General features: G+C 54.1%; 13 protein-coding genes. 6 read left to right on the forward strand and 7 right to left on the reverse strand.

All coding sequences use genetic code 11. The features are described 5' to 3' along the window. Positions 1 to 73 precede the first annotated feature (73 nt). The 7 genes from FDW94_RS14945 to xthA form a co-directional block, all read right to left on the reverse strand. Positions 74 to 1,381, reverse strand: a complete 1,308-nt coding sequence (locus tag FDW94_RS14945) for a sulfurtransferase (protein WP_137377817.1) — start codon at positions 1,379 to 1,381, stop codon at positions 74 to 76. A gap of 88 nt (positions 1,382 to 1,469) precedes the next feature. Then, positions 1,470 to 2,102: an ATP-binding cassette domain-containing protein gene (locus FDW94_RS14950; RefSeq protein WP_137377818.1), complete on the reverse strand. Its 633-nt coding sequence runs from the start codon at positions 2,100 to 2,102 to the stop codon at positions 1,470 to 1,472. After that, entirely contained in the window at positions 2,102 to 3,637 is a 1,536-nt protein-coding gene (locus tag FDW94_RS14955; protein WP_137377819.1) for a thiamine ABC transporter permease, read from the reverse strand. Before FDW94_RS14955 ends, FDW94_RS14950 begins: the two co-directional genes overlap by 1 nt. Beyond that, complete coding sequence (locus FDW94_RS14960; protein ID WP_137377820.1) at positions 3,610 to 4,779, reverse strand: ABC transporter substrate-binding protein; 1,170 nt, start codon at positions 4,777 to 4,779, stop codon at positions 3,610 to 3,612. The genes FDW94_RS14955 and FDW94_RS14960 overlap by 28 nt, the downstream gene beginning before the upstream one ends. 32 nt (positions 4,780 to 4,811) lie before the next feature. Continuing rightward, a complete protein-coding gene (locus FDW94_RS14965; protein WP_137377821.1) occupies positions 4,812 to 5,522 on the reverse strand; it encodes a TVP38/TMEM64 family protein in 711 nt (236 codons plus the stop codon). Then, the gene (locus FDW94_RS14970) at positions 5,519 to 6,175 is read right to left on the reverse strand and encodes a TVP38/TMEM64 family protein (protein WP_170974252.1); all 657 of its coding nucleotides are present in this window, start codon (positions 6,173 to 6,175) and stop codon (positions 5,519 to 5,521) included. Before FDW94_RS14970 ends, FDW94_RS14965 begins: the two co-directional genes overlap by 4 nt. A gap of 223 nt (positions 6,176 to 6,398) precedes the next feature. Continuing rightward, on the reverse strand, positions 6,399 to 7,205 hold the full coding sequence (gene xthA, locus FDW94_RS14975; RefSeq protein ID WP_003030642.1) for an exodeoxyribonuclease III: 807 nt from the start codon (positions 7,203 to 7,205) through the stop codon (positions 6,399 to 6,401). A gap of 444 nt (positions 7,206 to 7,649) precedes the next feature. Between xthA and FDW94_RS14990 the strand changes: the two genes are divergently transcribed. The 6 genes from FDW94_RS14990 (at position 7,650) to spy (ending at position 14,508) form a co-directional block, all read left to right on the forward strand. Continuing rightward, positions 7,650 to 8,870, forward strand: coding sequence for an aspartate aminotransferase family protein (locus FDW94_RS14990; RefSeq protein ID WP_111465743.1), 1,221 nt, complete (start codon positions 7,650 to 7,652; stop codon positions 8,868 to 8,870). After that, positions 8,867 to 9,901, forward strand: a complete 1,035-nt coding sequence (gene astA / locus FDW94_RS14995; RefSeq protein ID WP_060682309.1) for an arginine N-succinyltransferase — start codon at positions 8,867 to 8,869, stop codon at positions 9,899 to 9,901. Before FDW94_RS14990 ends, astA begins: the two co-directional genes overlap by 4 nt. Next, positions 9,898 to 11,376, forward strand: a complete 1,479-nt coding sequence (astD, locus tag FDW94_RS15000) for a succinylglutamate-semialdehyde dehydrogenase (RefSeq protein ID WP_137377822.1) — start codon at positions 9,898 to 9,900, stop codon at positions 11,374 to 11,376. Before astA ends, astD begins: the two co-directional genes overlap by 4 nt. Then, positions 11,373 to 12,716 (forward strand): N-succinylarginine dihydrolase, encoded by a 1,344-nt coding sequence (gene astB, locus FDW94_RS15005; RefSeq protein ID WP_003832532.1) that lies wholly within the window; start codon positions 11,373 to 11,375, stop codon positions 12,714 to 12,716. Before astD ends, astB begins: the two co-directional genes overlap by 4 nt. Next, positions 12,709 to 13,674: a succinylglutamate desuccinylase gene (astE, locus tag FDW94_RS15010; RefSeq protein WP_137377823.1), complete on the forward strand. Its 966-nt coding sequence runs from the start codon at positions 12,709 to 12,711 to the stop codon at positions 13,672 to 13,674. The genes astB and astE overlap by 8 nt, the downstream gene beginning before the upstream one ends. 348 nt (positions 13,675 to 14,022) lie before the next feature. Then, entirely contained in the window at positions 14,023 to 14,508 is a 486-nt protein-coding gene (gene spy, locus FDW94_RS15015) for an ATP-independent periplasmic protein-refolding chaperone Spy (protein ID WP_003832537.1), read from the forward strand. The last annotated feature ends 77 nt before the right edge of the window (positions 14,509 to 14,585 follow it).

Here is a 14,585-nt window from a genome sequence, read left to right on the forward strand (position 1 = left end):
TTATCCGGCCTACAACTATGATATATCCAGGCTGGGTAAAGCGTTCTCGCCGCATCCGGCAATAATGCCAGTCTTACTTGCTGGCATCCGGACCCCGTTCACCGCTGGCGACCGGGTTTTTCGGATTGCTGCTCCACTCGTACCAGCCACCATCGTAAACAGAGACGTTTTTCCAGCCCATCGCGCGGGCATACATAAACGTTTCTGAAGCACGCCAGCCGGTACCGCAATAGAACGAGACCTGTTGATTCGGCAGGATATTCCATTGCTTCCACATGGCGGCGATGTCATCCGCGCTGCGCATGGTGCCATCCGGGTTATGGAAATCTTCCATGTGGGTGGAGTCGCTGCCCGCGTGGCCCCAACGCGCGCCTGCGATCTCACCTTTTGGCTTAATGTAGCTGTAACCGCTGGTGGTACCGACAAATTCCGGCCATGAACGAATGCTCACCAAAGATGCATCCTGGCGATGCAGCAGACCGCGCGCCTGTTCCATATCCAGCATAAGCTGCGGCTGGGCAGGGATTTTCACGCCGAAATCAGGCTCGGGTTTCACCGTTGGCGGAGTGCCGCGTTCGACCGGTAAACCTGAGTCGGACCAGGTTTGCCAACCGCCGTCGAGCAGACGAACGTCTTTCACGCCTGCGTACAGCATAATTTGCGCCACGCGAGCGGCGGCATAGACATCGCGGCCGTATAAAATTACCGTGGTGTCGTGGCGGATACCGTGTTTCGCCAGCATCGCTTTCAGGTGCTCATCGGAAACTTTATTCCACAGCGGTTCGCTTTCAACTTCATTGGTATCAATGTAGCCCGCGCCGGGGATGTGGCTGAGCAGATACAACTTCGGCGCGCCCCAGGCGGCTTCAATCACTTTCCAGTCACCCGCCGGTTTGGCAGTCACGTCTTTACCCTGCTGAAGATCGTGCAGCCACTGTGGGTAAACCAACTGTTCGAAGTGCGGCAGACGTTGCAGACGGGCAGGGTCTGTCAGCGCATCGCTGAGGGTTGAAATCTGGTTAAAGCCAACTTTTTGCAGACGGGATTTAACGGCCTGCATGTCGTTATCGCTACCATACAGCGCCACCGGAGCGTCGGTCTTAAGTTGATGTGACTTAACCCAGGCGCTGAGTTGTTCATCATTCATCTTGTCGAGCCAGGCGGCAGACAGATTCAGTGCGGAAGGTTCGTGTCCTGAAGGACCATTGAGCGATTGTGGCCAGCCGTTGTAAAAAGCGCTCTGACGGGTATCGATCGCCGCGCCTTGCTTTTGCTGTAACTGGTTGAGGGTGAGCGTCTGTGCTGTTTCAGCAGCCCAGGAAGAAGCGCAAGCGAGCCCTAAAGCCAGTGCCAGCGCGGTCATTTGAGAAACACGTTTCATCGAATAGCCCGACGTTGAAAAAAAGAAGACGACATTCTGTGCCGCCAGTTACGTAAAAACCTTGCGTTAACGCAGCATATCGCCACATTCACGCCCAGTTTTCCATCTGAAATACGCGGCCTGCAGGCGGCACGTCCTGCGCGTCATGTGTCACCTGTACCACCGGGATCCCCAATTTACGCACCTCGGTGAAGACCCATTGGCGAAAGTTATCGCGTAGCGACGCATCCAGCCTGCTAAAGGGTTCATCAAGTAACAGCGCCTGGGGCTGCGCCAGCAGCGCGCGGAGCAGGGCGACCCGCGAACGCTGCCCACCGGAGAGCGAAGCCGGATCGCGTGAATAAAATCCTGCCAGGTCCGCGCGTGCGAGGGCACTTTCTACCTCATGACGCCTGGCAGGACCTTGCAGTCTGACGGGTAAGGCCAGCAGTAAATTCTGCCCAACGCTGAAATGGTCAAACAGCAGCGCATCCTGGAACAAAATGCCAATCTGGCGCTGCGCGGTAGGTAACGTATCGATGCGTCGTTCATTAAGCCACAGTTCGCCTGAGGACTGGAACTGGGGAGATAACGCCCCGATCATCCATGAAAACAGCGAAGATTTCCCGCTGCCGGAAGGTCCCATAATTGTGACAATGTCACTTTTGTTAACCTGAAAATTAACGTCTTTCACCAGCGCTTTCGCGCCCTGGTACAACGAAACGCCTCGTACGGTAAGCATTAGCGGAGTCCTTGTCGAAAGCGGCCGATCCACGCGGCGAGAAAGGCTGCAAGTGCGAAAACGAGCAGTGGTAAAAGCAGCTGCCACAACGCTTGTGTTGCCAGAATCGCACTGCTACCGCCGCTGCTTAATGCCACCGCTTCGGTGGTTAACGTGGGATAGCGGCCGGCACCTAGCCACAGCGTTGGCATATACTGGGCGATACTAACCGAGAAGCCAACCGCGAAGGCAATCAATGCCGGGCGCGCCAGCTGTGGGCATTTCACCAGCCAGAATATCCGCCCCCGCGTCCAGCCCAGGGTTTGCGCAATCAAAATTAATCGTGGGTCAATGCGCTGCCACGCCGGTTTAAGCACAAATAGCATCCAGGGCATCACCCACAGCAGATGGCCCCAGATAATGGTCGTCATCAGTCCATCTTGTTCGGCATATAACGCCAGCAGATATTGTCCGGTTACCAGCGGTAGCGCAGGCAAAATGAGCGGTAGCCAGACCCAGCGGTGTCCGGTTTGTGGACCCCATTCCAGCCAGGCAAAAAGTATCAGAAGCGCCAGCACGCTGGAAAGGAGCCCCAGTTGCAGGCTGTTGCTGAGCGCCTCGCTGTTTAGCGAGGAATAGCTGGCGATAAGCGCCAGCACCAGCGCGCATACCACACCGCTGACGGGCAAAATCTGTACCAGCGGGCGTGCGATTGTCATAGATGAAAAATGCTGGCGTTCACCGTTTACTGCCGGAATAGTATGTCGCCAGGCACGCCAGAGCAGATAACCCACCAGCGCGATAACAAGGAGCAACAGCACCAGCAACAGACTGGCAAGTGCGCCTTTCGCCTGCTGTTCGACGTCGCCCTGACTGAGCCACTGCCAGCTCAATACGGCAAGCGTTGGCGGATTGCCGGGGCCAAGAACGATTGCCACATCAACAACGGAGAGTGACCAGGCAACAATCGCCAGCATAGCTTTACCTAATGCCGGGCCGATAGCGGGCAGAACCAGCCAGTTCAGGCATTGCAGTCGGCTGTAACCCAGCGAATCCAATACGATAACCTGCTGAGAAAGTTGTTTTTCACTCAGCAGGGCCGAGAGAATCCATAACAAAAAAGCGCTCTCTTTCACCGCCAGCGTTACGCCAAGTCCAATGCCGTAGCGGTCCGGCTGTGGGCTGAGGAACGGGAACCATTGCCAAAGTATGCCGCCTTCAGCAAAAACCAACAGCACGCTCGTAGCGAAGGCAACGTGCGGAATTGCCAGCAGCCACGGAAGACGCGTATACAGACGTACCCAGCCTGCGCCGGGCCACAAGGCGAGGATCGCCAGCAGCGCGATAATCAGCGCGCCCCCAGCCGCGAGGCCGACGGAAACCAGCGTTGCCAGTAACGCCTGCGGGAGTTGAGGATCGGCAAAGAGCGCCAGCCAGTGTGTGGTACTAAGCGCCGGTGTTATCAGAGACCATGCCGCTGGCGCCAACGGCAGATAAACTGCCGCCATGATGGCCCAGAGTAGCAGAATTAATGCGTACCGTAGCGGCGTAGCCATTCTTGTTCCAGAGCGTTTACCCAGGCTGCATGCGGTTCTGGCAACACGGCAGGGAGCCCCTGTGGGATCCGCGCCAGCAGCGCATCACGCTGTTCGTCAGGCAATTTTTGTGGATCAAGCACCGAAGGATCTCCCCAGATAGCCGGGTCAGCTTTGCGCAGTTGTGCTTCAGGAGAAAGCAGGAAGTTTGCCACGACTTTTGCTCCGGCACTGGCGTGGGCATTCGCCGGAATGGCAACAAAGTGCACGTTGCCGAGCATGCCCTGTGAGAAACCAAAACTGTAGCTGCTTTTAGGCAATTCGCCGCTCGCCACTTTTTGCTGCGCGTGGGCAGGGTTAAAGGTCAATGATAAACGCAGGGTGCCGCTATTGAGCAGTGCATCCATTCGTGCTGGCGTGGGAGGAAAATCTTTGCCTTCACGCCAAAGTACAGGATGCAAGGTATCAAGATACTGCCACAATGGCGCGGTAACTTCGGCGAATGTCGCTGCATCTGGCGCAACTTTCAATGCCTGTGGTTTGGTGGTGAGCGAAATTAGCAACTGCTCAAGAAAAGCCGTTCCGGTAAAGTCTGGCGGGCGTGGATAGGTCACCGTGCCAGGGTGCGCCTGCGCGAATTTAAACAGTGCCTGCGGAGATAACGGCGGCTGCGCGGTGAGATCGCGCCGGGCAATAAAGGTGAGTTGGGCACCGCCCCACGGTGATTCAGCCCCCTCTGTTGGAACGGAGAAATCTTCGGTCACCGGTTTTTGTGTATCAACATAGCGCCAGTTAGGCAGCGTTTGCGCCCACTGGGTTTGCAGCAGCCCGGCTTCTTTTAGCGTACGGAAGTTTTCGCCGTTAACCCACAGTAAATCGACAGAGCCGCCGGTTTTTCGCCCGGATGCCGCTTCCGTCTGGATGCGTTTTACGGCATCGGCGGCGTCTGCCAGGCGCACGATTTTCAGGTTAATGTTGTAGTGCGTTTTCATCTCGCCGCTAACCCAGTCGAGATACTGGTTAACTGCATTGTCGCCACCCCAGGCGTTGAACCACACCGTTTGACCACGGGCGTCATTTTTGATTTGTTGCCAGCTGGCGTCCTGGGCAAACGTCGCCAGCGGGCAGAGCAACAAACTCAGACACAATAAGCAGTAACGCATAATATCTCCATGGCTAAAAATGGGGGAAGGTCTCAGCTTTTTTTCCGTTGGCGCTCAAGATAAAGGCTTCTCGCTATCGATATCACCACGCTTAGGGCAAACAGGACAAACAGACCCGTCACAAACCAAAATGTGCCGCCGGTTAACAGGCTTCCCGCCCATGAGTAGACGATAGTGGCGGGTAACTGTCCGATGCCGGTGGCGATGAAAAAATGGCGAAAACGAATTGAGGTCAGGCCAGCCGCGTAGCTTACCGGGTCGAACGGCACAAAAGGTAACAGGCGGCAGACCAGAATAGTGTGCTTACCATAGCGCTCGAAAAAAGCGTCCATATTGTTCAGCACCGTTTTTCCGGTCAGCTTTTCTACCGCACCGCGACCTAAAATGCGGGCAATAAAAAAGCACAGCGCCGCACCTGCCATTGCGCTGCTCCAGGATAGTACGCCGCCCCAAAATGCGCCAAACAGCGAGGCATTGGCAAACGTGATCACAAACGCAGGAAGCGGTGCAACGATGGCCTGTAAGATCATCAGGAAGAACGACACCACCGCCGCCTGGGTTCCATAAGAACGAATAAAGTTCTCAAGAGCATGCTGATCGAGTGTGGTAAATGCTGCCAGGCTGCCGTGGAGAAAATCACTCACGCCAGGTATCCATGCCCATGCCATTAGCCCGAGCAGTAGCAGAGCAATCAAACCCACCCGGTAATAGCGAGCCAGCCGCGCTTTATTCCGTTTTATCATTTACCTGTACACTCATGGTTGGCTGACGGATCGATATGCTTATATCGGGCCCAGGCTTTGGCTGCCTGAACGAGGGCGAATAACGCCAGCCCTGCCACGCTGAGCTTACCGATGAATACCAGGGTAATGCCTTCGCTGGCGAGTTCATGCGACATCAGCGTATAGATAAAGATGCCGGGTAAGGTGGTAAGTGCCGATATTACGGTAAATGACCAGAACGGAATGGCTGTCAGCCCATAGGCGTAATTTTGAATATTATAGGGGAACAGCGGCACGAGCCGGGTCAGGATTAGAAAGTCTACTCCGCTATGGGCAATGCCTTTTTCGATAGCCTGAAACGTCGCAGTGTGCCCAACGTATTTCAGTAGTAGATCCCGTCCAAGCCAGCGAGCCAGCAAAAACGACAGCGCCGAGGCCACGGTTGCTGCCACTAACGAGATAAGCGTCCCAGCCACGGGGCCAAACAGCACACCGCCGACGATCACCAGGATGCTGCCTGGGATCAGACACAGCGCAGCAACAATAAACAGCAGGATATAAAGCGTATAGCCGAACATACCGCTTTGGCGGATGACGTCTTGTAAATGATGGAAATTGGTTATCAGGTCGGTCAGACCATAATGATGGAAAACTCCCGCCAGAACGCAGAACAGGACCGCGACAATCAGCAGCCGGTATTCTGCTTTATGCGAACTTCTTTTTCATGGGGGTTCTCCTGTAAAACCGAGTGCAATGGAGCATTTTCGTCAGCGAAAAGCGCGCGCGAAGATATAATAAATTCCCGGCCGTAACAATGTATTACCGTCACTTTATTGATTTTGCACAGAATAAACAGACTCTCCAGGCCGGGCCCGGAGAGTAAAAAGGCGCAGAAGGTCAGACGCGGAATTTAGCCCATACAGGCGCATGGTCGGACGGTTTTTCCATGCTGCGAATTTCATAGTCGATGCCGGTTTCTTCACAGCGTTCCGCCAGCGGGTTGCTCGCCAGCAGCAGATCGATACGCAGGCCACGGTTATCGTCAAAGCCTTTTGAACGATAGTCGAACCACGAGAACTGGTCATTCTTTTCAGGATTTGCGTGACGGTAAGTATCCACCAGACCCCAGCCCAGCAGGCGTTCCATCCACTCACGCTCCTCCGGCAGGAAGGAACATTTACCGGTACGCAGCCAGCGTTTACGGTTTTCTTCGCCAATGCCGATATCGAGATCGGTTGGGCTAATATTCATATCGCCCATGATCAATACCGGATTGTCGCGTTTCAGCTCTGTCTCCAGATAGTTTTGCAGGTTCTGATAAAATGCGGCTTTGGCCGGGAATTTGGTTTCATGGTCACGGCTTTCGCCCTGCGGGAAATAGCCGTTGATCACCGTGATGCTGCCCAGAGGGGACGGAATTTCTGCCATGATGATACGACGCTGCGCTTCTTCGTCATCGCCCGGGAAGCCACGACGTACCGCAATTGGCGTTTCTTTCGTTAACAGCGCCACGCCGTAATGACCTTTCTGGCCGTGATAAAAGACGTTGTAACCGAGCTTTGCTACCTCTTCGAGAGGGAACATATCGTCGTGGACTTTTGTCTCCTGTAAGCCAATAACATCCGGTTGGTGTTTTTCGACAATGGCTGCCAGTTGATGGGGACGGGCACGCAGGCCGTTGATATTAAAAGAGACAAATTTCATAGTCGCTGCCACTTTGCAAGATGAATAGTGCAAGGATGGTAGCAGAATTTCTGCAGCCTGACTGCTTCTTGTCACCTGATTCCAACAATGATTGCTAATGGTGTTAACGATGGAGCAAAAACTGCACCGTTTTGGCGCGAAGCGCGTCGGAATGGGGCAATAATTTCCGAAAAATTTCGTATACGATCACAATTCCAGAATTATATTTGGCGACTGAATAAAACTGCGTTTTTTCCTCTGTTTAGTCGCCTGATGCGCAAACATATTCACTTTATATGCACATGCAGTGAATATCGCCACGTTGTAACCTGTTGATATTCCGTCATCGACCTCCGTTTATGCACTTTTTTCGCTGGCTGGCACGAACCCTGCAATCTACATTTACACCGCAAACACTATATTTATTAACATATAAATAACCTTTTATTTACCGTTGAGGTCGCTATGTCTCTGTCAATTACGCGTGAAAATTTTGATGAATGGATGATGCCCGTATACGCTCCGGCCCCTTTTATTCCGGTGCGGGGGGAAGGTTCACGTCTGTGGGATCAGCAGGGTAAAGAGTATATCGATTTCGCGGGAGGCATTGCGGTTAACGCGCTGGGTCACGCCCACCCGGCATTGCGCGAGGCATTAAACGACCAGGCGAGCAAATTCTGGCATACGGGAAATGGCTACACCAACGAGCCGGTACTGCGTCTGGCGAAAAAGCTGATTGACGCCACCTTCGCCGAGCGCATTTTCTTCTGTAACTCCGGTGCAGAAGCCAACGAAGCGGCACTAAAACTGGCGCGTAAATATGCCCACGATCGTTTTGGCAGCCAGAAGAGCGGGATTGTAGCGTTTAAAAATGCTTTCCATGGCCGCACGCTGTTTACCGTCAGCGCCGGAGGACAGCCTGCCTATTCACAGGATTTCGCGCCGCTGCCGCCGGATATCCGCCATGCCGTGTTTAACGATCTCGACTCTGCCAGCCAACTGATTGATGACACCACCTGTGCGGTTATCGTGGAGCCGGTGCAGGGGGAAGGCGGCGTGGTGCCGGCAACAAACGCCTTTTTGCAGGGACTGCGTGAGTTATGCGATCGCCATAATGCGTTGCTGATTTTTGATGAAGTTCAGACCGGCGTTGGCCGTACCGGAGAACTGTATGCCTATATGCACTACGGCGTTACGCCGGATCTGCTGACGACAGCAAAAGCGCTGGGCGGCGGTTTCCCCATCGGCGCGTTATTGGCGACGGCAGACTGTGCCAGCGTGATGACGGTTGGTACACACGGTACAACGTACGGCGGAAACCCGCTGGCGACGGCGGTGGCAGGTAAATTGCTGGAAATTGTGAATACACCGGAAGTACTCAACGGAGTAAAACAGCGCCACGACTGGTTTGTGGAGCGTATAAACGCCATTAACGAACGTTTTGGACTGTTTAGTGAAATTCGTGGACTCGGACTGCTGATCGGCTGCGTGCTGAATGCGGAATTTGCCGGGAAAGCGAAACTCATCTCGCAAGAAGCGGCTGTTGCCGGGGTGATGGTACTGATCGCTGGCGCTAACGTGGTGCGTTTTGCGCCAGCGCTCAACGTCAGCGAAGAAGAAGTCGCCACCGGACTGGATCGCTTTGCGCTGGCCTGCGAACGCATTAAAGCAGGAGGTTCATCATGATGGTGATTCGTCCCATTGAACGCGCGGATATCACCGCGTTGATGCAGCTTGCCAGTAAGACCGGCGGCGGGTTGACCTCGCTACCGGCGAATGAAGCTACGCTGATGGCGCGTATCGAACGTTCACTCCAAACCTGGCGCGGTGAGTTGCCAAAAAGTGAGCAGGGATATGTGTTTGTGCTTGAAGACAGTACCAGCGGAACCGTGGCCGGGATTTGCGCCATTGAGGTAGCGGTAGGGCTTAACGATCCCTGGTACAACTACCGGGTTGGTACCCTGGTCCACGCCTCGAAAGAGCTGAATGTCTATAACGCGCTGCCGACGCTGTTTCTGAGTAACGATCACACAGGTAGCAGCGAGCTTTGCACGCTGTTTCTCGATCCGGACTGGCGAAAAGAAGGCAACGGCTATTTGCTGTCAAAATCGCGCTTTATGTTTATGGCGGCCTTTCGCGACCGATTTAATGAGAAAGTCGTGGCCGAAATGCGCGGCGTGATTGATGAGCACGGTTACTCGCCGTTCTGGCAAAGCCTTGGTAAACGCTTTTTCTCAATGGAGTTCAGCCGGGCGGATTTTCTCTGCGGGACAGGGCAGAAAGCCTTTATTGCTGAACTGATGCCCAAGCATCCTATTTATACCCATTTTCTGTCTGATGAAGCGCAAGGCGTGATTGGTCAGGTGCATCCGCAAACTGCCCCAGCGCGGGCGGTGCTGGAGAAAGAAGGATTTCGCTACCGCAACTATGTCGATATTTTCGACGGTGGGCCAACGCTGGAATGCGATATCGACCGGGTTCGGGCTATTCGTAAAAGCAGGCTGGTGGAAGTGGCGGAAGGTCAGCCAGCAACCGGTGATTATCCGGCCTGTCTGGTTGCCAATGAAAACTATCAAAACTTCCGCGTCATGCTGGTTCGCGCAGACCCGGATACCCAACGTCTGGTACTGACGGCGGCGCAACTGGATGCCCTGAAATGCCACGCGGGCGACCATGTACGTTTTGTACGTCTTTGTGCAGAGGAGAAAACAGCATGACACTATGGATAAACGGTGACTGGGTGACGGGGCTGGGCGAGCGTCGGGTGAAAACCAACCCGGTAAGCGGTGATGTGCTGTGGCACGGTAATGATGCAGATGCAATGCAGGTGACGCAAGCGTGCCAGGCCGCACGAGCAGCCTTTGCCGGTTGGGCTAAACAGCCTTTCAGCGCACGCCAGACTATTGTTGAAAAGTTTGCTTTATTGCTGGAAAGCAATAAAGCCGAGCTAACTCAGATTATCGCCAAGGAAACCGGAAAACCTCATTGGGAAGCCGCGACTGAACTGACGGCGATGATCAATAAAATCGCCATCTCCATCAAAGCTTATCATGCCCGTACCGGTGAGCAGCACAGCGAACTACCGGATGGTGCGGCAACGTTGCGCCATCGCCCACACGGCGTGCTGGCGGTTTTTGGTCCGTATAACTTCCCCGGTCATTTACCCAATGGTCATATTGTTCCGGCATTGCTGGCAGGCAATACGTTGATTTTCAAACCCAGCGAGTTGACGCCGTGGACCGGTGAAGCAGTAATAAAACTGTGGGAGCAGGCGGGGTTGCCGCCGGGCGTGCTGAATCTGGTGCAGGGCGGACGTGAAACGGGGCAGGCGCTGAGTGCGCTGGAAGACCTCGATGGCCTGCTGTTTACCGGCAGTGCGAATACCGGTTATCAGCTGCATAAGCAGTTATCCGGCCAGCCGGAAAAAATCCTTGCCCTGGAGATGGGGGGCAACAACCCGCTGATTATTGAAAATCCGGAGGATATTGATGCCGCGGTGCATCTGACTATTCAATCCGCATTTGTCACCGCCGGACAGCGCTGTACCTGTGCCCGCCGCCTGCTCGTAAAAAAAGGCGCGCAGGGTGATGCGTTCCTGACGCGTCTGGTGGAGGTTAGTCAGCGTTTAGTGCCCGGCAACTGGGATGCACAACCGCAGCCATTTATGGGTGGACTGATTTCCGAACAGGCCGCGCAGCACGTCTATGATGCCTGGCAGCGTCTGGCGTCGTTGGGCGGCCGTACGCTGTTAGCGCCACGTCTGGTAAATGCCGGAACGTCACTGCTGACCCCTGGAATCATCGAACTGACCGGGGCGGGGAACGTACCTGATGAAGAGGTTTTCGGTCCGCTGCTCGGCGTCTGGCGTTATGACAGCTTTGATGATGCGATTCGTATGGCGAACAACACCCGCTTTGGATTGTCATGTGGGTTAGTTTCGCCCGATCGCGGCCAGTTTGAACAGCTACTGTTGGAGGCGCGGGCAGGGATCGTCAACTGGAATAAGCCGTTAACCGGCGCTGCGAGTACCGCACCGTTTGGCGGTGTAGGCGCTTCCGGGAACCATCGCGCCAGCGCGTGGTATGCCGCAGATTATTGCGCCTGGCCGATGGCAAGTCTGGAATCCCCGGCCTTAACGCTGCCAACGGCGCTTAGCCCCGGACTGGATTTTTCTCGCGAGGATAAGCTATGAAAGCCCGTGAGGTAAATTTTGATGGTCTGGTGGGACTGACTCACCACTATGCTGGATTGTCATTTGGTAATGAGGCCTCAACCAAACATCGATTTCAGGTGTCGAACCCGCGTCTGGCGGCAAAGCAAGGTCTGCTAAAGATGAAAGCACTGGCGGATGCAGGATTTCCTCAGGCGGTGATCCCGCCCCACGAGCGGCCTTATATTCCGGTTCTGCGTCAGTTGGGTTTTAGCGGCAGTGACGAACAGGTGCTGGATAAAGTGTCGCGTCAGGCGCCTCACTGGCTCTCCAGTGCCAGCTCCGCATCGCCTATGTGGGTAGCGAATGCGGCGACGGTTTGCCCTTCGGCAGACTCGCTGGACGGGAAAGTGCATCTGACGGTGGCGAATCTGAATAATAAGTTCCACCGTTCACTGGAAGCGCCTACTACCGAAGCATTGTTACGGGCGATTTTCCGTGATGAGAATAGCTTTGCGGTCCACGGTGCGTTACCCCAGGTTGCGCTATTTGGCGATGAAGGGGCGGCAAACCATAACCGCCTCGGTGGAGATTACGGTGACCCCGGCGTACAGCTGTTTGTTTACGGTCGTGAAGAAGGCAATGCATCCCAACCGAAGCGCTATCCGGCAAGGCAATCCCGTGAGGCCAGCGAGGCGGTCGCGCGACTGAATCAGGTCAACCCACATCAGCGCATTTTTGCTCAGCAAAACCCGGACGTTATCGATCTTGGCGTGTTCCATAACGATGTGATTGCGGTATCGAATCGCCAGGTGCTGTTTTGTCATCAGCAGGCGTTTGTCAGACAGCAGGCATTGTTAGAGCAGTTGCGCAGTCAGGTGGCAGGTTTTACCCCGCTGGAAGTCCCGACAGCGGAAGTGTCGGTGCAGGATGCCGTGACCACTTATCTGTTTAACAGTCAGTTACTGAGTCGTAGTGACGGTTCGATGATGCTGGTCCTGCCGCAGGAGTGTCGGGAGCATGCTGGCGTGTGGCGGTATTTGAACCGGCTTCTCGAGGAAGACAATCCGATCGATGACCTGCGGGTATTCGATCTGCGTGAAAGTATGTCCAACGGCGGTGGTCCGGCATGCTTGCGCCTGAGAGTGGTGCTCACCCCGCAGGAACAGCAGGCGGTGAATCCGGCGGTTATCATGAACGACACGCTGTTTAACACGTTGAATAACTGGGTTGACCGTTACTATCGCGATCGTCTTACCGCTGCCGACCTTGCCGACCCACAGCTGTTGCGCGAGGGGCGTGAAGCACTGGATACGCTGACGCAATTGCTCAACCTCGGCTCAGTGTATCCTTTCCAGCAGGAGGGGATGCGCCATGGATAACTTTCTGGCTATTACGCTCGCAGGCACCACTCCAGAGAAAACGCAAGGAGCCACTCATGGTTTTGACTGGCAGTGGATCGGTCACGGAATTCTGGAACTGACGCCGCTTGCACCCGTTGAACATTCTCTGGTGCTGTCTGCGGGGATCCATGGCAATGAAACAGCGCCGGTAGAGATACTCGATTCATTGCTTTCCAGGCTGTTTAGCGGCGAGCTGAGACTGACATGGCGGCTGCTGGTGATTCTGGGAAACCCGCAGGCGCTGGCTGCGGGAAAACGGTATTGTCATAGCGACCTGAATCGTATGTTTGGCGGTCGGTGGCAGATTTTTACCGCAAGTGAAGAAACGCACCGAGCCCATGAGCTTGAGCTGTGTCTGGAATATTTTTATTCGCGGGCGAAAGAGCCAACACGCTGGCATCTGGATCTGCACACCGCGATCCGCGGTTCACAGCATCTGCGCTTTGGCGTATTGCCACAACGCAACGTTGCCTGGGACGAGGATTTTCTTGAATGGCTGGGAGATGCGGGACTGGAAGCGCTGGTTTTCCATCAGACGCCTGGCGGCACGTTCACCCATTTTAGTGGTGAATATTTTGGTGCGTTGGCCTGTACGTTGGAACTGGGTAAAGCGCTGCCGTTTGGACAAAACGACCTCACCCAGTTTGCACAAACGGCAGACGCACTGGAGAAACTGCTGCGGGGTGAACGAGGGGCGACGAGAGAAATATCCCCGCTGCGTTATCGCGTGGTGTCGCAAATCACGCGTCGTAGCGACGATTTCATTCTCCACATGGATAACCAGACGCTAAACTTTACCCCCTTTAAAGAAGGCACCTTGCTGGCGCAGGACGGAGATGAACGTTTTATCGTCACCCATGATGTTGAATACGTTCTCTTTCCCAACCCTAACGTGGCCTGTGGTTTACGTGCCGGATTGATGCTCGAAAAGTTGTGATAAATATATTCGCCCTCAGGTTTATCCCTAAGGGCTTATTTTTACGTGCTGTTTTTATTTATTACGGATTATTCCTGGTGAGTTGCTTTCTTAATAATCATGGTTCAGGTATAGTTCTTCATAATCCTTTCAAAATCATCCGCTTGTAATTTTTAATTTCAACTCTACGCAATTTATTCTTTTTTTCTCCATAATTGATGAAAGTTTGTTTTTTACACTTTCACGGTTTTACCGTTGCTCTGATTAATTGACGATTAAGCCGGTAAAGTTACTCTCGTCAACACGACATCACATTGCATAAGAGTCGCATGAGTGTCGTAAAAATAACTGAAAGAAAGGATAGAAATTATGCGTAAACTGACTGCTCTGTTTGTTGCCTCTACTCTGGCGCTGGGTGCTGCGAACCTGGCTCATGCTGCTGACACTACAACAGCTGCACCAGCGGATGCTAAACCGATGATGCACCACAACGGCAAATTTGCCCCGCATCACGACATGATGTTTAAAGACCTGAATCTGACTGACGCTCAGAAACAGCAGATTCGCGAGATCATGAAAGGCCAGCGCGATCAGATGAAACGTCCGCCGCTGGAAGAACGCCGTGCAATGCACGATATCATCGCCAGCGATAGCTTCGATAAAGCGAAAGCCGAAGCGCAGATTGCGAAGATGGAAGAACAGCGCAAAGCCAACATGCTGGCGCATATGGAAACCCAGAACAAAATTTACAACATTCTGACCCCGGAACAGAAAAAGCAGTTTAATGCCAATTTTGAGAAGCGTCTGACAGAACGTGCAGCGCAGAAAGGTAAAATGCCGGAAGCTGCCGAGTAATCGATCAGCGTCTACACTAAATCATTCACACTGTGTCGCGCTGATTGCCGCACAGTGTGAAACAAAACTCAAGACCG

This window comes from Citrobacter sp. wls757, from assembly GCF_005280935.1.
In the GTDB taxonomy this organism is placed as follows: Bacteria; Pseudomonadota; Gammaproteobacteria; order Enterobacterales; family Enterobacteriaceae; genus Citrobacter; species Citrobacter portucalensis.

Excerpts from the sequence above, each read along its gene's own strand:
- astD (WP_137377822.1), top strand. The coding sequence starts at position 9,898 with ATGACACTATGGATAAACGGTGACTGGGTGACGGGGCTGGGCGAGCGT.
- astE (WP_137377823.1), top strand. The coding sequence starts at position 12,709 with ATGGATAACTTTCTGGCTATTACGCTCGCAGGCACCACTCCAGAGAAA.
- FDW94_RS14965 (WP_137377821.1), bottom strand. The coding sequence starts at position 5,522 with ATGATAAAACGGAATAAAGCGCGGCTGGCTCGCTATTACCGGGTGGGT.
- spy (WP_003832537.1), top strand. The coding sequence starts at position 14,023 with ATGCGTAAACTGACTGCTCTGTTTGTTGCCTCTACTCTGGCGCTGGGT.
- FDW94_RS14990 (WP_111465743.1), top strand. The coding sequence starts at position 7,650 with ATGTCTCTGTCAATTACGCGTGAAAATTTTGATGAATGGATGATGCCC.
- FDW94_RS14955 (WP_137377819.1), bottom strand. The coding sequence starts at position 3,637 with ATGGCTACGCCGCTACGGTACGCATTAATTCTGCTACTCTGGGCCATC.
- FDW94_RS14960 (WP_137377820.1), bottom strand. The coding sequence starts at position 4,779 with ATGCGTTACTGCTTATTGTGTCTGAGTTTGTTGCTCTGCCCGCTGGCG.
- astB (WP_003832532.1), top strand. The coding sequence starts at position 11,373 with ATGAAAGCCCGTGAGGTAAATTTTGATGGTCTGGTGGGACTGACTCAC.
- FDW94_RS14950 (WP_137377818.1), bottom strand. The coding sequence starts at position 2,102 with ATGCTTACCGTACGAGGCGTTTCGTTGTACCAGGGCGCGAAAGCGCTG.
- astA (WP_060682309.1), top strand. The coding sequence starts at position 8,867 with ATGATGGTGATTCGTCCCATTGAACGCGCGGATATCACCGCGTTGATG.
- FDW94_RS14945 (WP_137377817.1), bottom strand. The coding sequence starts at position 1,381 with ATGAAACGTGTTTCTCAAATGACCGCGCTGGCACTGGCTTTAGGGCTC.
- xthA (WP_003030642.1), bottom strand. The coding sequence starts at position 7,205 with ATGAAATTTGTCTCTTTTAATATCAACGGCCTGCGTGCCCGTCCCCAT.